18 protein-coding genes are annotated in these 18,400 nt (G+C 66.6%); 12 read left to right on the top strand and 6 right to left on the bottom strand.

The genetic code is table 11. From position 1 onward, the window contains the following. Nucleotides 1–105 precede the first annotated feature (105 nt). From ACV229_RS04855 to ACV229_RS04845, 3 genes are all read right to left on the bottom strand, one after another. Nucleotides 106–429 (bottom strand): flagellar protein FliT, encoded by a 324-nt coding sequence (locus ACV229_RS04855; protein WP_448081991.1) that lies wholly within the window; start codon nucleotides 427–429, stop codon nucleotides 106–108. A gap of 55 nt (nucleotides 430–484) precedes the next feature. Continuing rightward, complete coding sequence (fliD, locus tag ACV229_RS04850; RefSeq protein WP_448081990.1) at nucleotides 485–2,074, bottom strand: flagellar filament capping protein FliD; 1,590 nt, start codon at nucleotides 2,072–2,074, stop codon at nucleotides 485–487. Nucleotides 2,075–2,211: 137 nt separating this feature from the next. After that, nucleotides 2,212–3,396, bottom strand: coding sequence for a flagellin (locus tag ACV229_RS04845; RefSeq protein ID WP_448082309.1), 1,185 nt, complete (start codon nucleotides 3,394–3,396; stop codon nucleotides 2,212–2,214). A gap of 510 nt (nucleotides 3,397–3,906) precedes the next feature. Here ACV229_RS04845 and rpsU point away from each other — a divergent pair. Continuing rightward, complete coding sequence (gene rpsU / locus ACV229_RS04840) at nucleotides 3,907–4,119, top strand: 30S ribosomal protein S21 (protein WP_006401410.1); 213 nt, start codon at nucleotides 3,907–3,909, stop codon at nucleotides 4,117–4,119. Nucleotides 4,120–4,215: 96 nt separating this feature from the next. Here rpsU and ACV229_RS04835 read toward each other — a convergent pair whose 3' ends face one another. Beyond that, nucleotides 4,216–4,818, bottom strand: a complete 603-nt coding sequence (locus ACV229_RS04835) for a DNA-3-methyladenine glycosylase I (protein ID WP_448081989.1) — start codon at nucleotides 4,816–4,818, stop codon at nucleotides 4,216–4,218. Nucleotides 4,819–4,960: 142 nt separating this feature from the next. Here ACV229_RS04835 and ACV229_RS04830 point away from each other — a divergent pair, with 142 nt between their 5' ends. Next, complete coding sequence (locus ACV229_RS04830) at nucleotides 4,961–5,833, top strand: BadF/BadG/BcrA/BcrD ATPase family protein (RefSeq protein ID WP_448081988.1); 873 nt, start codon at nucleotides 4,961–4,963, stop codon at nucleotides 5,831–5,833. 155 nt (nucleotides 5,834–5,988) lie between these two features. Then, entirely contained in the window at nucleotides 5,989–6,813 is an 825-nt protein-coding gene (locus ACV229_RS04825) for a Cof-type HAD-IIB family hydrolase (RefSeq protein WP_448081987.1), read from the top strand. A gap of 100 nt (nucleotides 6,814–6,913) precedes the next feature. On the opposite strand, the gene aqpZ is transcribed toward ACV229_RS04825, so the two are convergent. Then, complete coding sequence (aqpZ, locus tag ACV229_RS04820) at nucleotides 6,914–7,657, bottom strand: aquaporin Z (RefSeq protein WP_448081986.1); 744 nt, start codon at nucleotides 7,655–7,657, stop codon at nucleotides 6,914–6,916. A gap of 297 nt (nucleotides 7,658–7,954) precedes the next feature. Between aqpZ and ACV229_RS04815 the strand changes: the two genes are divergently transcribed. After that, nucleotides 7,955–8,251 carry an H-NS histone family protein gene (locus tag ACV229_RS04815; protein WP_448081985.1) on the top strand — a complete coding sequence of 99 codons (297 nt, stop codon included), beginning with the start codon at nucleotides 7,955–7,957 and terminating at the stop codon, nucleotides 8,249–8,251. Nucleotides 8,252–8,357: 106 nt separating this feature from the next. Here ACV229_RS04815 and ACV229_RS04810 read toward each other — a convergent pair whose 3' ends face one another. Next, nucleotides 8,358–9,422, bottom strand: coding sequence for a glycosyltransferase family 4 protein (locus ACV229_RS04810; protein WP_448081984.1), 1,065 nt, complete (start codon nucleotides 9,420–9,422; stop codon nucleotides 8,358–8,360). Nucleotides 9,423–10,004: 582 nt separating this feature from the next. On the opposite strand from ACV229_RS04810, the gene flhD reads away from it, so the two are divergent. From flhD to ACV229_RS04770, 8 genes are all read left to right on the top strand, one after another. Next, nucleotides 10,005–10,325: a flagellar transcriptional regulator FlhD gene (flhD, locus tag ACV229_RS04805; protein WP_448081983.1), complete on the top strand. Its 321-nt coding sequence runs from the start codon at nucleotides 10,005–10,007 to the stop codon at nucleotides 10,323–10,325. Nucleotides 10,326–10,421: 96 nt separating this feature from the next. Next, nucleotides 10,422–10,976, top strand: a complete 555-nt coding sequence (gene flhC, locus ACV229_RS04800; RefSeq protein ID WP_448081982.1) for a flagellar transcriptional regulator FlhC — start codon at nucleotides 10,422–10,424, stop codon at nucleotides 10,974–10,976. A 178-nt stretch (nucleotides 10,977–11,154) separates the two neighbouring features. Then, entirely contained in the window at nucleotides 11,155–12,015 is an 861-nt protein-coding gene (motA, locus tag ACV229_RS04795; RefSeq protein ID WP_448081981.1) for a flagellar motor stator protein MotA, read from the top strand. A 13-nt stretch (nucleotides 12,016–12,028) separates the two neighbouring features. Continuing rightward, on the top strand, nucleotides 12,029–13,087 hold the full coding sequence (gene motB, locus ACV229_RS04790; protein ID WP_448081980.1) for a flagellar motor protein MotB: 1,059 nt from the start codon (nucleotides 12,029–12,031) through the stop codon (nucleotides 13,085–13,087). 16 nt (nucleotides 13,088–13,103) lie between these two features. Continuing rightward, entirely contained in the window at nucleotides 13,104–13,481 is a 378-nt protein-coding gene (locus tag ACV229_RS04785) for a response regulator (protein ID WP_448081979.1), read from the top strand. Between the two features lie 114 nt (nucleotides 13,482–13,595). Then, nucleotides 13,596–15,899, top strand: a complete 2,304-nt coding sequence (cheA, locus tag ACV229_RS04780; protein ID WP_448081978.1) for a chemotaxis protein CheA — start codon at nucleotides 13,596–13,598, stop codon at nucleotides 15,897–15,899. 47 nt (nucleotides 15,900–15,946) lie between these two features. Continuing rightward, nucleotides 15,947–16,462: a chemotaxis protein CheW gene (gene cheW, locus ACV229_RS04775; protein ID WP_448081977.1), complete on the top strand. Its 516-nt coding sequence runs from the start codon at nucleotides 15,947–15,949 to the stop codon at nucleotides 16,460–16,462. 33 nt (nucleotides 16,463–16,495) lie between these two features. After that, a complete protein-coding gene (locus ACV229_RS04770) occupies nucleotides 16,496–18,397 on the top strand; it encodes a methyl-accepting chemotaxis protein (protein WP_448081976.1) in 1,902 nt (633 codons plus the stop codon). The last annotated feature ends 3 nt before the right edge of the window (nucleotides 18,398–18,400 follow it).

Genomic DNA, 18,400 nt, shown 5'->3' with positions numbered 1-18,400 from the left:
AAAATGCCCGCAACGAGCGGGCATTCGCTGGCCGCGTCTGGCGAGTTCAACGCATGACGCGGCGGTGGAGGGTGGGGATCTGGCGCAGCGGGTGGCGCCTTGGCCTTATAGCATGGCGACGCGATGGTACTGGTTTGCTGCGGATACTTGCCGGGTCATTTCGCGATACTCGCATTCCAGTTCGTGTCTGGCCGCAGTCGCGTCTCCCATCAAGGTCGCATCGATTGCCTGGATGCGGCGAATGACGTCGAGATTCGCGGGCGTCTGTTCCGTGCTGAGCATGCTCAGCAGCGGGGAGCGCTGCTCGGCGAGTTGCGCGGCGCGTTGCCAGTCGGCGAGCATCGACGCATCGCGGATTGCCTCGGTCAAGTCGAGCAGGCACTGCAGCAGTGCGGCCTGGTCGACGCCGGCGTCTCGATGTTCGGTCATCTTGTGTCCCTTTCAAGTGGCTGCATTCGAGCGATGCGCGGCGCGGTTTGCAGCATCAGCCCTTGTTGGTGGAGAGGGCGCCAGCACTGTTGGTGCCGCCGAACAGCTGCGTCAGGTATTGCGAGTTGTTGTTCATCGTCGCCATCAACGTATTGAGCGCCGTGAACTGCGCCTGATATTGACTCGTCAGCAGTGCCATATAGCTGCTGAGCGACGACTGTTGCTTGGCGACACTCTGGAGGTCGTTGTTGAGCGCGGTGGTACGGGTATCGATGAGGCCGCCGGTTTGCAGGTACGACGTGATGTCCGTATTCATCTGCGCGGCGACGCCGTTCGTCGAGTTGAACAACGATGCGACTGTCGCCGGATTGCTCTGCAGTGCGGTATTGAGCGCATTGCTGTCCGTCTGCAGCGTGCCGTCTGCCTGTAGCGTAATGCCGATCGATGCCAGCGTCGAGATCGACGAGCCGTTCTTGACGCCGCCGCTGACGACGGTCGCGAGCGTGTTCTGGATGGTGTTCAGCATCGAGTCGCCGAGCATCGGACCGGAGCTCCCCGATTGGCTGTATTGGGTCAGCGTCCCCATCGTGGTGACGAGCGTGTTGTACAGGCTCACGAAGTTGTTGATCGCCGTCGCTTGGGACGTGGTATCCGACGCGATCGTCAACGTCTGCGGCGTGCCTGCCGGGGAGCCGATTGCCGCGGCCGTCAGGTTGAGCGTCACGCCCGCGAGCGCTGAGGTCACCGAATTGCTGGAGCTGGTCGCGGCGGTTCCGTCGATGGTGAACTTCGCGTCCTGGCCGGCGGTCGTCTGCGTCCATGCGGTCGCGCCCGAAGCGGTCGTCAGGACGATATTCCCGGACGCATTCGTGGAGCTGGTGTCGCCCGTTGCGCTGATCGTCGATGCGCCGCTCGAACCCGTTCCCGCCGTCGACGTGACCGCAAGGTTCGACAGGGCGGTGGTGGTCGTCTGACTGACCGAGATATTGATCAGATTCGACGCGCCGGTAGCGGACGAGCGCAACACGAGGTGGGCGCCGTCCGTGCCGGTGACGACGGTCGCGGTTACGCCGGGGTTGCTGCTTGATGCATTGATCGCGGACGCAATGCCGCTCACCGTATCGTTCGTCGAATCGATCGTGAGGTTCATCGAGCTGCCCCCCAGCGACAGTGTCAGCGTGCCGGCGCCGAGATGTGTCGTGGACGGGTTGAACGCACCCGATGTGAGCGTCTGCGAAGCGGCGACCTGCGTGACGCCGACGGAATAGGAGCCTGCAACCGCGCCGATGCCGGCGGTTGCCGTCAACCCGGAGCCGCTCGGGGTGGCGGTGTACTGTGACAGGGTCGTGCCGTTGGACAGGGAGGTCAGGCTGGCCTGCAGTGCCGACAGCGCTGACTTCAGCGTGCCGATCGCCGAGAGTTGCGTGTTGTCGTAGGTTTGTTGCGTGGTCAATGCCGCCGCCTGGCCGGCAGTCTTCGAATTGACGAGCGCCGTGACCAATGACGAAACATCCATCGACGAATTCCCCGTCGAGCCGCTGATGATGGACTGCGCGGCTTGTTGGAGCGCAGCGTTCGTGCTTGCCGTGGTGCTTGCGGCCGTATTGACGGTGGTTGCGGAGGACGTCGAGGAGATCGTTGACATGGAGAGGCTCCGTGCATCGGTGGATCAGGCGCAATGGCGCGCCGTTCAAACGCAGCAAGGGAGGCAAGCCTCCCGTCGCTGACTGCTCGGCATACGCGCCGAACGAAAGGCGCGTATGCCGCTACTGCACGAAGTCGTTACTGCAGGAGCTTCAGCACTTGCTGCGGCAGCGAGTTCGCTTGTGCCAGCACCGAGATGCCGGCCTGTTGCAACACCTGCGCCTTGCTCAGGTTCGCCGTTTCCTGTGCGAAGTTGGCGTCCGTGATCTGCGATTGCGCGTTCGACAGGTCGGTCGACTGGGCTTGCTGCGTCGTGGAGAGGGCGGTGAAGCGGTTTTGCGCCGCGCCCAGGTTCGCCTGGATGGTGTTCACCGTCGCGAGCGCGTTGTCGATTGCTTCCATCCCTGCGCTAGCGCCGTTTGCCGTGCTGATGTTGATGTTTGCGACCAGCGGCGGTGCGTTGTCGGCGGTAACGGTGGCGAACTGCGAATTCGCGGTGGCGATATCGCTTGCTGCCATTGTGGACAGGGCGCCGGCAGTCGCGAGCGACAGCGCGCTGACGTTGGCGCTTGACACCTCCATGACGCCGCTCGCGTTGCTGGCGGCCGTGACGCCACCGAACACCTGTGTAAGAACACCGCTGGCCCCGGAGGCGATCGCGTTGTTGTTCTGATCCGTAAACGTAAAGCCGCCGGTGCCGTCGGCGACCACATTGAGCGACGTGATCGTGCTGCCGCCGTTGGTCGCCCCAAGGCCGCTCAGATTCGTGATTGTGCCGAGAACCGTGCCCACCGCCGCGTTGCCGCCACCCATCCCGGTGGAGGCCGCCGACAGGTTGTGCGACATGTCGAGCGTCAGCGTCTGGCCGACGTTTGCGCCGATCTGGAAGTTGATCTTGCCTGCGGAACCGTCCAGCACGTTCTTGCCGTTATAGGTCGTTTGCGACGCAACGCGGTTGACTTCCGCGATCTGCTGCGAGACTTCGGTCTGCAGTGCCGAACGGTCGCTCGACGACAGCGCGCCGCTCGATGCCTGCACGGCCAGTTGGCGGATACGTTGCAGGCTCGACGTGATTTGCGAGAGGCCGCTCGATGCCGTCTGGATCATCGAAACTGCGTCGTTTGCGTTCGACACGCCTTGGTTCAGGCCGTTGATCTGCGTTTGCAGGCCCGTCGAAATCGCGAGACCGGCCGCGTCGTCCGCTGCGCTGTTGATGCGCTTGCCCGACGACAGGCGGGTGATGGCTTGCGACAGGGCGCTCTGCGAGCCAGTGAGGTTCTGCTGCGCGACCAGCGAGTTGATGTTGCTATTGATTCCGAGCATGGAAAAATCTCCTGAGTAGGTAGGCAGGACGCCCTTGACCCTTAAATGCCATATCGGCGTCGGCGGAAGCACTCGTTCATTGCTGGCCGCCTCAGAGCAGGATTTCGGCGGTCCACAACAAAACTTGAGGGCGTATCGGAGATTCGGCCCGATTTTTCTGCTTCAGGGCCAAATCGGCGCAGTACCAGGCCAGCCGGGGCTGACAGCCCGCTCGACGCGCGATTGCGACGGAAAAGTGGTAAACCGGTAGGCGAACCGATGTTTACCTGATATGATGGTGGGCTGAATTGAGATTTCTGTCACGCCCTTGCCGTTCTCGGCATGTCTGCTGGCAGTCAAACGCGGCGCTGCACGCGGCTTGTGAAGCGTAATCGCGGTGCTTTCCGCCTCTCTTTTCCGGCCTCCGAGGCCGCATTTCCGCTCGTTTCGCCTGTTGTGGGGACGCCCGGATGGCCGGTGCGTGGCGCTTGGCCGCTACGTTTTTGACCGTTTAAGCAATTTAGGAACGACATGACGACGATTCTTCTGAAAGAAAACGAGCCGTTCGAAGTGGCGATTCGCCGCTTTCGTCGCGCTATCGAAAAAAATGGCCTGATCGCTGAGCTGCGTGAGCGCCAGTCGTACGAAAAGCCGACCGCTGTTCGCAAGCGCAAGAAGGCAGCTGCTGTGAAGCGCCTGCACAAGCGTCTGCGCAGCCAGATGCTGCCGAAGAAGCTCCACTAAGCTTCCCCGGTTCGCCGCGAAACGGCGGAGCGTGCTTCGAAAGAAGCCGCTCCGCCGTTTTGCTTTTGGGGACGGGATTTTGGAGGGGGCGGGAAATTAACCCGCGTTGTGCGCCCGCGCCGCTTGCTTGCCGCCCAGCGCCGCGCACTTCGCGTGGCACGGACAGCCGACTTCGTGGTCGTTCACCATGCCGGTCGCCTGCATCAGCGCATAGCAGATCGTCGAGCCGACGAACTTGCAGCCGTACGCCTTCAGCGCCTTGCTGAGCGCGTCGGACTGCTCGGTCGACGCGGGCGCGTCGCGATACGACTGCCAAGCGTTCTGGACCGGCACGTGCGCGACGAACGACCACAGGAACTGCGCGAGCGAGCCGTGTTCGTCGCGAATTTTCTGCACGGCGCGCGCGTTGGTCACCGCGGCCTCCACTTTCGCGCGGTTGCGCACGATGCCGGGATCCGCCAGCAGCTTCTCGATGCGCTTCGGCGTGAAGCGCGCGACCGCGTCGACGTCGAAATCGGCGAACGCCGCGCGGTAGCCGGCCCGCTTGTTCAGGATCGTCGACCACGACAGCCCGGCCTGCGCGCCTTCGAGGATCAGCATCTCGAACAGGTGGCGATCGTCGTGCGACGGCACGCCCCATTCCGTATCGTGATAGTGCGCGTCCGCTTCCGTCTTCACCCAGTTGCACCGCTGCGACATCGTTCGCCTCGCTTCCCGTTTCGGTTCGATCGCGCCAGCATAGCGGAAGCCCCCGGGGCGGCAAAGCCGGCCGAACGGCAGATGGGCGCGCGGCGCCGATCCGGTTAAGCTTGGCGCCTGTTCGAATCGGCAGGATCAACGCATGACGGAAATACTTTTTGCGATCGGCATCGACGGCGGCGGCACGGGCACCCGCGCGGTGCTGGCGGATCGGCAGGGCCGCGAGCTTGCGCTGGGGCGCGGCGGCCCGTCGGGGCTCGGGCTCGGCATCGAGCGCGCGTGGGCCTCGATCGGCGTGGCATGCGCGGACGCATTTACGCAAGCGGGGCTCGCGCTCGACTGGACGCATTGCGCGCTCGCGTGCGGGCTCGCGGGCGTCAACAACGCGGGGTGGCTCGCTGAATTCCGCGCGCAGGCGCCGCTTGCGGCGCTGACGGTCGAAAGCGATGCGTATACGACGGTGGTCGGCGCGCACGGCGGCGCGCCGGGGCTCATCGTCGCGCTCGGCACCGGCAGCATCGCGGCGGCGCTGGACGCGGCAGGCGTGTGCCGGATCGCGGGCGGTTTCGGTTTTCCGTCGGGCGACGAAGCGAGCGGCGCGTGGCTCGGCATGCGCGCGCTCGCGTATGCGCAGCAGGCGCTCGACGGGCGTGCGCCGCGCGACGCGTTTGCCGGCGCGCTGCTCGCCGAGATCGGCGCGGACGATCGAGACGCGCTCGTCGAATGGTCATGCAACGCGAACCAGACCGCCTATGCGCGCCTCGCGCCGCTCGTCTTCGCGCATCGCGCGCATCCGTACGCGGCGGCGCTGATCGCGCAGGCAGGCGACGAGATCGGCAAGATGATCGATGCGCTCGATCCGCAGCGCGTGCTGCCGGTCGCGCTGTGCGGCGGGCTCGCCGATGCGCTGGCGCCGGTCGTGCCCGCGCGTCACGCCGCGCGGCTGCGCGCGCCGCTCGAGGATTCCGCACACGGTGCGCTCAGGCTGGCGCTGGAGGCGGCCCGGCGCGGTTGATTGGCGAGGTGCGGCGCGGGTGTGGCGCGGGTGTGACGCAGGTACGACGCGGGTACGACGCAGGTATGGCCTGGAACCTGACAACTGGCCGACGCGCACCGGAACGCGACGCTAGAATATCGGTTCCGCAGAGCCACCCGCGCCTATCCCGTCCCATGTACAAAGTCATCGCCACCGATCTCGACGGCACGCTGCTGAACAGCGATCACCAGCTCGACCCGTTCACGATCGAGACCGTCCGCCGTCTCGACCGCGACGGCCTGCAGTTCGTCATCGCGACGGGGCGCCACTACGCGGACGTCGCGGGCATCCGCGACGTGCTCGGCATCCGCCCGTACCTGATCACGTCGAACGGTGCGCGCGTGCATGCGCCCGACGACACGACGATCCATGCGCAGGACATCGATCCCGCGATCGTCCGCCGTCTCGTGCAACCGGAAGTCGCGGGCACGCACGGCCGCGTGATCGTGAACCTGTTTGCCGACCGGCACTGGCTGATCGACCGCGACGCGCCGCACCTGCTCGAGTTTCACCAGGATTCGGGCTTCCGCTACGACGTGATCGACATGGTCGCGCACACCGGAGCCGACATCGCGAAGGTGCTGTACATCGGCGATCCGGCGGACCTGGCGGGGGTCTCCGAACGGTTGCATGCGCAATTTGGCGACCAGCTGTATGTCACGTACTCGCTGCCCGACTGCCTCGAGGTGATGGCCGCGAACGTGTCGAAGGGCCGGGCGTTGCGCGCGGTGCTCGGGCGGCTCGGCGTCGTGACCGGCCACTGCATCGCGTTCGGCGACAACATGAACGACATCGACCTGCTCGAGACTGCCGGCCACGCGTTCATGATGAACAACGCGAATCCGGACCTGATTGCCCGCCTGCCGCACATCCCGCGGATCGGCAACAACTTCGACGCGGGCGTCGCACGGCACCTGCGTACGCTGTTCGCGCTCGACGGCGCCGCCGCCGCGCACTGAATGAAAAACGGGCGCCGACGGCGCCCGTTGAAACTGCCTGCCTCGCTTTTGTTCGACAGCGTGAGGCTCGCTGCTCCTGCTCGCTTGACCCCGTAACGTTTTATTCGCTTGTGCGAGCGGATACCGACGGCGGCAGGTCGAGAGCGTTGTCGCGCCCTGCGACCAGCGGATAGATGACCCCGGCGATCGCCGCGCCGATGATCGGCGCGACCCAGAACAGCCAGAGCTGCCCGATCGCCTCGCCGCCGACGAACAGTGCCGGGCCGGTCGAGCGGGCCGGGTTCACCGACGTGTTGGTGACCGGGATCGAAATCAGGTGGATCAGCGTCAGGCACAGGCCGATCGCGATCGGCGCGAAGCCGGCCGGCGCGCGCTTGTCGGTCGCGCCGAGGATCACGAACAGGAAGAACGCGGTCATCACGACTTCGCAGATGAACGCCGCGCCGAGCGCGTAGTGGCCGGGCGAGCGCTCGCCGAAGCCGTTCGTCGCGAAGCCGCTGCCGACGACGTCGAAACCGGGCTTGCCGGTCGCGATCAGGTACAGCACGAACGCGCCGATCGTCGCACCGACGACTTGCGCGACGATATACGGCACGAGGTCGCGCGCCGGGAAGCGGCCGGCGACCGTCAGGCCGACGCTCACCGCCGGATTCAGATGACACCCCGAAATATGACCGATCGCAAATGCCATCGTCAGCACGGTCAGGCCGAACGCGAGCGCCACGCCGGCAAAGCCGATGCCGAGGCCCGGAAAGGCCGCTGCCAGCACGGCGCTGCCGCATCCGCCGAGCACCAGCCAGAACGTGCCGAATACCTCGGCCGCAAGCCGCTGAGAAAGGTTCATGAAGCAATCCCGCAGGAAGTGGAGTGGGGGAACGACGGACGGCTCATGATTTAGACCGCCCCCGAATTGGTCTGGATTATAGGAAATGAATCGGGGGCGAGAGAGTCAACGATTGTTAAATTTCAATGGCGGCCGAACGGCTTTTATTAGAATAAGTCCGCATTCACGATATAGCCGTTTCGGTTAAAAATACGATCATTAATTTCAACAGGTACGGTGGCAGTGCGGATTGCGTAACGGATGCTTTGTGTCTAGGCTGGAATTGCCGGGGCCGCATCATGAAACAGGGAGCCGAAAATGTCTCAATACGCGAAACTCAAGGCGCAGATCGCCGATTTGCAGGCCCAGGCTGAAGACGTGCGTCGTCAGGAAGTCGAAGCCGTGATCGCGGATGTCCAGCGGATGATTGCCGAATACGGGCTGACTGCCCAGGATCTGGGATTCGCCGAGCGCGCCCGGCGGGGCCGCCCGCCGAAAAAGGCGCCGCTGCCGGCGAAATACCGCGACCCGAAGTCGGGCGCCACGTGGAGTGGCCGCGGCAAGCCGCCGAATTGGATCGTCGGCAAAAACCGCGACCGTTTTCTGATCGAATAAGCGTTTGGCCAAATGCGAAAGAGCCGCATTGACGATGCGGCTCTTTCGTATTGCGCGCCGATTTCGGCGGGCAATTTGCGGCCCGATTTCGGGCGAATTTCCGGCGTCAGCCGGCCGCGACCCGGCGCAATGCCGGCTGTTTCGTCGCCGCGCAAAGGTTTGCGTAGGTTTCGACATAGCGCTGCGCCATCGCCGTCGCGCTGAAACGGGTATCGAACCGCGCGCGGATCGCGTCGCGCGACAGGCTGTCGATCCGGTGCAGCGCGCCGACCGCGCCCTGCACGTCCTCGACGATGAAGCCCGTCACGCCGTCCTCGATCACTTCCGGCACCGAGCCGCGGTTGAACGCGACGACCGGCGTGCCGCACGCCATCGCCTCGATCATCACGAGGCCGAACGGCTCCGGCCAGTCGATCGGGAACAGCAGCGCCTTCGCGCCGGACAGGAACGCGGGCTTCTGCGCCTCGTTGATCTCGCCGATGAATTCGACGTGCGCCTCGCCGAGCAGCGGCTCGATCTCTTCCTTGAAATAGTCGGCGTCGGCCTTGTCGACCTTCGCGGCGATCTTGAGCGGCAGCCCGCTTTGCGCGGCGATCCGGATCGCGGTGTCGACGCGCTTTTCCGGGCAGATCCGGCCGAGGAATGCGAGGTACTCGGGTTTCACGCCCGGTTGCGGCGTGAGCAGCGTGCCAGGCAGCCCGTGATACACGGTGCCGGCCCACGCGGCCTGCGGCAGCGGCTTGCGCTGCGAATTGGAGATCGACACGACGGGCGCGTCGGGGAACGCGTTGAACACCGGCTGCAGCTCGGGCAGGTCGAGCCGCCCGTGCAGCGTCGTCACGAATGGCGTGTCGAGGCGCGACATCAGCGGGAACGGCAGGTAGTCGAGGTGGAAGTGCAGCACGTCGTATTCATGCGCGACGCGCGCGACCTGTTCGAGCAGGCGCATATGGGGCGCCATCGCATCGCGAATCGACGGATCGAGCCGCAGCGCGCGCGGCCAGGCCGCCTCGAGGCGGGCGGACGTGACCGAGTCGCCGCTGGCGAACAGCGTGACGTCGTGGCCGAGCTCGACCAGCGCTTCGGTGAGGTAGGACACGACACGCTCGGTGCCACCGTAGAGTTTCGGCGGGACGGCTTCGTAAAGCGGCGCGATCTGGGCAATTCGCATCGGGCGATCTCCTTTGCTTGAGTGGCGGAACTCGCCGAGGCACGCGTGTGGCGGTGCGTGGCCGGGAGCCGGGCGGGGGTGCCCGGCACCGGACGGCAAGCTGCGGGGCGGCCGACACGCGTCGCGCCGTCGCCCATTGGAGTCCATTATCGGGATCGGTCTGCGGGGTTCGAGTGTTTTTTCAAACACTTAAGGCTTGTTACACGATGAAATACGCGAAAACCCCGACAAAAGGGGTGTGGACACAAAATATTGGTTAACCACGACTATTGTTGCGCGCACGTGAAAAACCTCTATAATTTTTACCGATTCGCGCGCCGGCGGCCCCGCCTGTCGGCCTTCTGCGACATCCGGTCACTTCCCTTCCTCTGCCTGCCTTTCAAATTGCCTTGTCGGAAAAATTCCTACACGGTTTACAGACAAATCCTGCATGGCGCGCGCCATTTCGCTGATACCGGCGTTTAACCCGTTTGGCCAAAATCCTGCCGTAAGACTATAAACGTGCCGATTTCGCGCCACGAGCCGTCGGATCGAGCAAACGTTTTCATAACATGAATGGCCAAAGCTCTTAACGGGGTAATCATGAGCGCTACAAGCGAAATGCTCAGTGAGATCAAAGAGGTGAACCTGTCGTACCTCCTGCTCGCCCAGCGGCTGCTGCGCGAGGACAAAGCGATGGGCATGTTCCGCATGGGGATTTCCGAGGAACTGGCCGATGTGCTCGGCAACCTGACGCTCGCGCAGACCGTGAAGCTCGCCGCGTCGAACCAGATGCTGTGCCGCTTCCGTTTCGATGATCACGCGCTGCTGTCGTCGCTCGCCGACAAGGGCCGCAGCACCGTCGTCGCGCACGCCCATTCGGCGATCCTGATGGCCGGCCAGCCGGTCGAAAGCGTCCGCTGACAGTCCCGCCCTGCGTTTTTCCCGGCGCGCATGCGCCGGGCGACGCGCGCGCGGGCGACTCCCATACGAAGCAACGAGAAGCGAACGGCTATCACTATGGCAAGCAAAAGCGTCGTGGTCGAGGTGAAGGAAATCACGCTCGCCATCGAACTGATCGAACTGGGCGCCCGGCTGCAGCTGCTGGAGGCGGAGACGAGCCTGTCGCGGGACCGTCTGATCAAGCTGTACAAGGAACTGAAGGGCGTATCGCCGCCGAAGGGGATGTTGCCGTTCTCGACCGACTGGTTCATGACGTGGCAGCCGAACATCCACTCGTCGCTGTTCTACAACATCTACCGGTTCATGCAGGGCCACGGCCGCTGCGAGCCGATCCAGGCGATCGTGAAGGCGTACCGGCTCTACCTGGAGCACGTGAACCTGTCCGGCGACGAGGCGGCGCTGAGCCTCACGCGTGCGTGGACGCTCGTGCGCTTCTTCGATTCGGGGATGCTGCAGCTGACGTCGTGCACGCGCTGCGGCGGCCATTTCGTCGCGCATGCGCATGATCCGCATCAAGGTTTCGTCTGCGGGCTGTGCCAGCCGCCGTCGCGCGCCGGCAAGACGCGCAAGGCCGCCGCTGCGCAGGCCGAACGGGTGGCGCTCGCCGTCTGAGCCCCGCCGGACGGGGTCCGGAAGGCTGGAAACCGGCGCCGCCGGGCGCGCACCGCCCGCCGCGGATTGCTGGTAAACACGGCCCGCACGCCGCCGCGCGGCAGCCAAAGTTTTTCTGCCGACTGCCGTAAACCACTTAACGGCGGTCTCCCCGCCGGTCACTCGTGAGGGACAGGCAGTGCTGATTTTCGTGGGAACACTCGTGACGCTGTTGTCGGTCTTCGGCGGCTATGCGCTGGCGGGCGGACATCTGGGCGCATTGATCCAGCCGGTCGAGATCCTGATGATCGCGGGGGCCGGGATGGGCGCGTTCATCCTCGGCAACGGCATCAAGACCATCAAGGCGACGCTGCGGGTCCTGCCGACGCTCTTCAAGGGTTCGAAATACACGAAGGACGTCTACATGGAGCTGATGGGGCTCCTGTACGTGCTGCTCGCGAAGGCCCGCAAGGAAGGCACGCTGACGCTCGAGGCCGACATCGACGATCCGGACAAGAGCCCGATCTTCACGCAGTACCCGAAGATCCTCGCAGACCGCCACATCGTCGAATTCCTGACCGATTACCTCCGCCTGATGGTCGGCGGCAACATGAACGCGTTCGAGATCGAAAGCCTGATGGACGAGGAGATCGAGACGCACCACGCGGAAGGCGAGGGCCCCGCGAACGCGCTGATGCGGGTCGGCGATGCGATGCCGGCGTTCGGCATCGTTGCGGCCGTGATGGGCGTCGTGCACACGATGGCGTCCGCCGACAAGCCGCCCGCGGTGCTCGGCGCGATGATCGCGCAGGCGCTCGTCGGCACGTTCCTCGGCATCCTGCTGTCGTACGGGCTGATCGGGCCGCTCGCGAGCCTCGCGGAGCAGCGCGTCGCCGAGTCGACGAAGATGTTCCAGTGCATCAAGGTGACGATCCTCGCGAGCCTGAACGGCTACGCGCCCGCGATCGCGGTCGAGTTCGGCCGCAAGGTGCTGTACTCGACCGAGCGTCCGTCGTTCTCGGAACTCGAAGAGCACGTGCGCCGCGTGAAGGCCAAGTGACGCGGAGCGCCCGATGAGCAAGAGCAAGGATCGCGCGATCGTCGTCAAACGGGTTGCCCCGCAGAAGAAGGGGCACCACGGCGGCGCATGGAAGCTCGCGTACGCGGACTTCATGACCGCGATGATGGCGTTCTTCCTGCTGATGTGGCTGCTGAGCGCCGTGACGCCCGTGCAGCTGAAGGGGATCGCCGAATACTTCAACACGCCGCTGAAGGCGGCGCTGTTCGGCAGCGGCGACCGCAGCGCGCAGGACTCGAGCATCATCAACGGCGGCGGGCGCGACATCTCGAGCATCGACGCCGGCACGACGCGCCGCACCGACGGGCAGACGAGCCTCGCGGACCGCATCGCGAAGAAGAACGACGAGGACGCGCAGGCACAGGCGCAAGGCGCGATCGAGCGCCGCGAGCAGGCGCGCCTGCACGACCTGCAGATCAAGCTGATGGCCGCGATCGAGGCGAACCCGACGCTGCGCCAGTTCAAGCAGCAGATCCGCATCGATTCGACGCTGACGGGGCTGCGCATCGAGATCGTCGATACGCAGAAGCGGCCGATGTTCGCGATGTCGAGCGACCACGTCGAGCCATACATGCGCGACATCCTGCGCGAGATCGGCAAGACGCTCAACGACGTGCCGAACCGGATCATCGTGCAGGGCCACACCGACGCGGTGCCATACGCGGGCGGCGAAGGCGGCTACAGCAACTGGGAGCTGTCGGCCGACCGCGCGAACGCGTCGCGCCGCGAGCTGATCGCGGGCGGCATGGACGAGGCGAAAGTGCTGCGGGTGCTCGGCCTCGCGTCGACGCAGAACCTGAACAAGGCCGACCCGCTCGATCCGGAGAACCGCCGGATCAGCGTGATCGTGCTGAACCGCAAATCCGAAGAGGCGCTGATGCGCGACGACGCGACGACCACCACGCTGTCGGCCGATGCCGCGGGCTCGAAGCAGCTCGCGCAGCAGATCGCCGGCGGCGCGGCGCCCGCGGTGCGCGCGGCGCCGGCGGCGTCCGCTGCGCCCACGCCGGTGTCCGCGACGGTGTCCGTGCCGGCTTCGGCGCCCCGACCCTGACGTTTCCGAGACAGACATGATCCGAACCATTCTCGCCATCGACGATTCCGCGACCATGCGCGCGCTGCTGCAGGCGACGCTCGCGCAGGCCGGCTACGACGTGACGGTGGCGCCGGACGGCGAAGCCGGCTTCGACATGGCGGCCACCGCGCCGTACGACCTCGTGCTGACCGACCACCACATGCCGAAGAAGAGCGGGCTCGAGGTGATCGCCGCGCTGCGCGCGCTGTCCGCGTATGCGGACACGCCGATCCTCGTGCTGACGACCGAGGGCAGCGACGCATTCAAGGCCGCCGCGCGCGATGCGGGCGCGACCGGCTGGATCGAGAAGCCGATCGACCCGGCGGTGCTGGTCGAACTGGTCGCGACGCTGTCCGCGTCGGCCGAATCCTGACATGAAACAGCCCCCACGCTCACTTCGTACGCTGCCCCCCGTGGGGGCGCGCCAGTACGCCTGGGGCGGCCCGGCACGTACTGACAACGCGACGACCTTATCCGGTGACCCGGCATGACCCTCGACATCACTCAGTTCTACCAGACGTTTTTTGACGAGGCGGACGAGCTGCTCGCGCAGATGGAGCAGCTGCTGCTGAATTTGGACGTCGACGCGCCCGATCCCGAGGATCTGGCCGCGATCTTCCGCGCCGCGCATTCGATCAAGGGCGGCGCCGCGACGTTCGGCTTCTCGGCGCTCACCGATACGACCCACATCCTCGAATCGCTGCTCGACCGCGCGCGCAACCACGAGCTGACGCTGACGAAGGAGATGGTCGACGCGTTCCTGGAAACCAAGGACGTGCTGTCCGACCAGCTCGCGGACTATCGCGCGAGCGCGGAGCCCGACGCGGCGGCCGCCGCGGCGATCTGCGCGAAGCTCGAGCGGCTGAAGGCCGCGAGCGGCGAGCCGGCCGCCATTGCGACGGCAGCGGCGGCACCCGCTGCACCGGCCGCAGCGGCCGCAAGCACGCCGGCGATCGTCCCGGCTGCCGCACCCGCCGTCGCTGCGGCCGATCCGTTCGTGCCCGATCACGTCGTCGAGCAGGCGGTCGAGGCCGCGCATCCGGCCGCCGCGCCGTCCGGCGCCGCCGGCGGCCCGCACCTGAAGATCACGCTGACCGGCGTCGACGCGAAGGACCAGGCGCTGCTCACCGAAGAGCTCGGCAACCTCGGCCGCATCGTCGGCCGCGAGGACACGGGCGGCGCGCTGACGCTGTGGCTCGAATCCGACGTGCCGTCCGACGACATCGTCGCGGTGTGCTGCTTCGTGATCGACGAAAGCCAGATCGCGATCGGCCACGGCACCGCGCCGGCCGCGCCCGCCGCGCAGGCGGACGCCGACACGGCCCGGGTGGCCGGGGTGGCCGACTCCGCGCCATCCGCAGCCGCGCAGCCGGCCGCCCGGCCGGCCCCGTCCGCGGCGCCGCAGCCCGCCGAGCCTGCGTCGGCTGCGCAAGCGGCTGCGCCGCAGCCAGCCTTCGCCGCGGCGAACCTTTCCCCGGCCGCCGCAGCGGAGCAGCCCGCATCCGCTGCACATGAACATCCTGCGCCTGCCGCCCAGGCGCACCACGACGACAAGCGCGCGCGCCCGGCGGCGGCCGCATCGGGCGGCGAGGGCAGCTCGATCCGCGTCGGCGTCGAGAAGGTCGACCAGCTGATCAACCTCGTCGGCGAGCTCGTGATCACGCAGGCGATGCTCGCGGAGACCGCGAGCGCGTTCGATCCGGCGCTGCACGATCGCCTGTTCAACGGCATGGCGCAGCTCGAACGCAACGCGCGCGACCTGCAGGAAGCGGTGATGTCGATCCGGATGATGCCGATGGACTACGTGTTCAGCCGCTTCCCGCGCCTCGTGCGCGATCTGGCCGGCAAGCTCGGCAAGCAGGTCGAGCTCGTCACGTTCGGCCAGGCGACCGAACTCGACAAGAGCCTGATCGAGCGGATCATCGATCCGCTCACGCACCTCGTGCGCAACAGCCTCGACCACGGGATCGAGACCGTCGACAAGCGGCTCGCGGCCGGCAAGGACGCAGTCGGCCAGCTCGTGCTGTCGGCCGCGCATCACGGCGGCAACATCGTGATCGAGGTCAGCGACGACGGCGGCGGCCTGAACCGCGAGCGGATTCTCGCGAAGGCCGCCAAGCAGGGGATGCAGATTCCCGACACCATCAGCGACGACGAAGTGTGGCAGCTGATCTTCGCGCCGGGCTTCTCGACCGCCGAGACGGTGACCGACGTGTCGGGCCGCGGCGTCGGGATGGACGTCGTGAAGCGCAACATCCAGTCGATGGGCGGCCACGTCGAGATCTCGTCGCTGGCCGGCCGCGGCACCACGACGCGCATCGTGCTGCCGCTCACGCTCGCGATCCTCGACGGGATGTCGGTGAAGGTCGGCGGCGAGATCTTCATCCTGCCGCTGAACTTCGTGATGGAGTCGCTGCAGCCGTCGGCCGACGACATCTACACGGTCGGCAACGGCGAGCGCGTCGTGCGCGTGCGCGGCGAATATCTGCCGCTCGTCGCGCTGCACGAGGTGTTCTCGGTGGTCGACGCGCGCACCGATCCGACCCAGGGGATCGTCACGATCATGGAAACCGAGGGCCGCCGCTTCGCGATGCTGATCGACGAGCTGGTCGGCCAGCAGCAGGTGGTCGTGAAGAATCTCGAAACCAACTACCGCAAGGTCCATGGCATCTCGGCGGCGACGATTCTCGGCGACGGCAGCGTCGCATTGATCGTCGACGTCGCGGCGCTGAACCGCGAAACCCGTGCGACGCACGGCGCCCATGCGGGCGCCGCGCTCGCGATGTTCTGACTCTCGCCATCAACCGATTGGGGGCAAACGTGTCTGCTGAAGTCCAAATGATCAATCCGGCCGCGGCGAACGCGGCCACGAGCCGCCGCGACGCAGAGCACGGCGATGCGACGGGTCAGGAATTCCTCGTGTTCACGCTCGGCGACGAGGAATACGGGATCGACATCCTGAAGGTGCAGGAAATCCGCGGCTACGACAGCGTCACGCGCATCGCGAACGCGCCCGACTTCATCAAGGGCGTGATCAACCTGCGCGGGATCATCGTGCCGATCGTCGACATGCGGATCAAGTTCCACCTCGGCCGCGTCGAGTACGACCACCAGACCGTCGTGATCATCCTGAACGTGTCGAACCGCGTGGTCGGGATGGTGGTCGACGGCGTGTCGGACGTGCTGACGCTGTCGACCGACCAGATCATGCCCGCACCGGAGTTCGGCGCGACGCTGACGACCGAGTACCTGACGGGCCTCGGCACGGTCGACGGCCGGATGCTGATCCTGATGGACATCGAGAAGCTGATGTCGAGCCGGGAAATGGCGCTGATCGAGACGCTCGGCGCGTAAGCGCGCGCGCCTGGACATTCGGGAGAACCTGCGATGCTGCAAAACTGGTCGATCCGCACGACGCTCACGGCGGTCGGACTCATTCTCGTGTTTCTCGCCGCCGCGGTCGGCGGGCTCGGCCTCTTCGCGCTCAATCACGCGAGCCGCTCGCTCGACGAGATCGCGCACGTCGACCTGCCGGCGATCCATGCGCTCGACGACACGTCGGCGTACCTGCTGCGCGCCCGCGTGTCGCTCGACCGCTTCCGTTCGCTGAGCGAGGCCGGCAACGCGGACGAGGCGGCCAAGGTGCTCGCGCGCACGCAGGAACTGTTCGCGAAGTCGGGCCAGAACTGGCAGGCGTTCCAGGCGACGCCGAAGTCCGGCATCGACCAGGCGCTCGTCGACGAGCTCACCGCGCGCTACACGACGATCGTGAAGGAAGGCGTCGAGCCGGAGATCGCGGCCGCGCACGCGGGCGACATGGCCGCGTACCACGCGATCGCGGACACGAAGATCAGCCCGATGTTCGTCGCGTACGACCAGTCGGCCGCGGCCGTCGTCGGCGCGCTGCAGAAGCGCGCGGAGCTGCGCCAGGACGCGTCGCAGTCGCAGATCTCGCTGATGATCGCGCTGATCGCGGCCGGCATCGCGCTCGCGTTCGTCGTCGTGGTCATGATCCGCTTCGCGCTGCGCGGGCTGATCGTGCAGCCGCTCGAGGACGCGGTCGCGCACTTCGAGCGGATCGCCGACGGCGACCTGACGACGCCCGTGCACGTGTTCAGCCGCAACGAGATCGGCCGCCTGTTCGGCGGCATCAAGCGGATGCAGGAAGCGGTCACGACGATGGTGCAGGCGATGCATCGCGGCACCGAGTCGATCGACGTCGGCGCGCGCGAGATCGCGACCGGCAACACCGACCTGTCGCAACGCACCGAGGAGCAGGCCGCGTCGCTGCAGGAAACCGCGTCGAGCATGGAGCAGCTGACGGGCACCGTGCGGCAGAACGCCGAGAACGCGCGGCAGGCGAGCCAGCTCGCGGTCAATGCGTCGGACATCGCGACCCAGGGCGGCGACGTGGTCGGCGAGGTGGTCGCGACGATGCAGGACATCGCGACGAGCTCGGGCAAGGTCGTCGACATCATCGGCACGATCGAGGGCATCGCGTTCCAGACCAACATCCTCGCGCTGAACGCGGCCGTCGAGGCGGCGCGCGCGGGCGAGCAGGGCCGCGGCTTCGCGGTGGTCGCGGGCGAGGTGCGTTCGCTCGCGCAGCGCAGCGCGGCGGCGGCCAAGGAAATCAAGCAGCTGATCGGCGATTCGGCCGACAAGGTACAGAGCGGGTCGGCGCTCGTCGCGCGCGCGGGCACGACGATGGACGAGATCGTGCAGGCCGTGCGCCGCGTGACCGACATCATGGGCGAGATCAGCGCCGCGTCGGACGAGCAGTCGACGGGCATCGAGCAGGTCAATCGCGCGGTCGGCCAGATGGACGCGGTCACGCAGCAGAACGCGGCGCTCGTCGAACAGGCGGCGGCCGCGGCTGCGTCGCTCGAGGAGCAGACCCGTCAGATGAAGGCGATCGTGTCCGGCTGGCGCGTGGCCGGCGGCATCGCGCACGCGGCCGCGCCGGCAAGGCTCGCGCAGGGCGCCGGCCGTGCAGCGCCGAAGCCGGAAGCGTTGCCGACGCCGGCGAAGCGTTCGGCAGCCGTGGGCGGAGAATCGAAGGGGACGGCCGAACGTGCGTCCCGCGCGCCGGCCGACCGCCAGCCGCGCGCACCGAAGGACGCGGGCCACGCGGCGCCGGCCGCGGCCGGCTACGCGCCGCGCCTTGCGAAGCCGGCCACACCGGCCGCGCCTGCGGCCAAGCCCGCGCTCGTGCGGCCTGCGCTCGCCGGCGACAAGCCGGTGCCTGCCGCGGCCGGCGCGTCCGACGACGACTGGGAGACCTTCTGAGCC

It is taken from the genome of Burkholderia sp. MR1-5-21 (assembly GCF_053427715.1).
This window is presented reverse-complemented; position numbering and strand designations above follow the sequence as displayed.

Bases quoted from the DNA above. Each gene is read 5' to 3' on its own strand.
- ACV229_RS04855 (WP_448081991.1), bottom strand. From the start codon at position 429: ATGACCGAACATCGAGACGCCGGCGTCGACCAGGCCGCACTGCTGCAG.
- fliD (WP_448081990.1), bottom strand. From the start codon at position 2,074: ATGTCAACGATCTCCTCGACGTCCTCCGCAACCACCGTCAATACGGCC.
- ACV229_RS04845 (WP_448082309.1), bottom strand. From the start codon at position 3,396: ATGCTCGGAATCAATAGCAACATCAACTCGCTGGTCGCGCAGCAGAAC.
- rpsU (WP_006401410.1), top strand. From the start codon at position 3,907: ATGACGACGATTCTTCTGAAAGAAAACGAGCCGTTCGAAGTGGCGATT.
- ACV229_RS04835 (WP_448081989.1), bottom strand. From the start codon at position 4,818: ATGTCGCAGCGGTGCAACTGGGTGAAGACGGAAGCGGACGCGCACTAT.
- ACV229_RS04830 (WP_448081988.1), top strand. From the start codon at position 4,961: ATGACGGAAATACTTTTTGCGATCGGCATCGACGGCGGCGGCACGGGC.
- ACV229_RS04825 (WP_448081987.1), top strand. From the start codon at position 5,989: ATGTACAAAGTCATCGCCACCGATCTCGACGGCACGCTGCTGAACAGC.
- aqpZ (WP_448081986.1), bottom strand. From the start codon at position 7,657: ATGAACCTTTCTCAGCGGCTTGCGGCCGAGGTATTCGGCACGTTCTGG.
- ACV229_RS04815 (WP_448081985.1), top strand. From the start codon at position 7,955: ATGTCTCAATACGCGAAACTCAAGGCGCAGATCGCCGATTTGCAGGCC.
- ACV229_RS04810 (WP_448081984.1), bottom strand. From the start codon at position 9,422: ATGCGAATTGCCCAGATCGCGCCGCTTTACGAAGCCGTCCCGCCGAAA.
- flhD (WP_448081983.1), top strand. From the start codon at position 10,005: ATGAGCGCTACAAGCGAAATGCTCAGTGAGATCAAAGAGGTGAACCTG.
- flhC (WP_448081982.1), top strand. From the start codon at position 10,422: ATGGCAAGCAAAAGCGTCGTGGTCGAGGTGAAGGAAATCACGCTCGCC.
- motB (WP_448081980.1), top strand. From the start codon at position 12,029: ATGAGCAAGAGCAAGGATCGCGCGATCGTCGTCAAACGGGTTGCCCCG.
- ACV229_RS04785 (WP_448081979.1), top strand. From the start codon at position 13,104: ATGATCCGAACCATTCTCGCCATCGACGATTCCGCGACCATGCGCGCG.
- cheA (WP_448081978.1), top strand. From the start codon at position 13,596: ATGACCCTCGACATCACTCAGTTCTACCAGACGTTTTTTGACGAGGCG.
- cheW (WP_448081977.1), top strand. From the start codon at position 15,947: ATGATCAATCCGGCCGCGGCGAACGCGGCCACGAGCCGCCGCGACGCA.
- ACV229_RS04770 (WP_448081976.1), top strand. From the start codon at position 16,496: ATGCTGCAAAACTGGTCGATCCGCACGACGCTCACGGCGGTCGGACTC.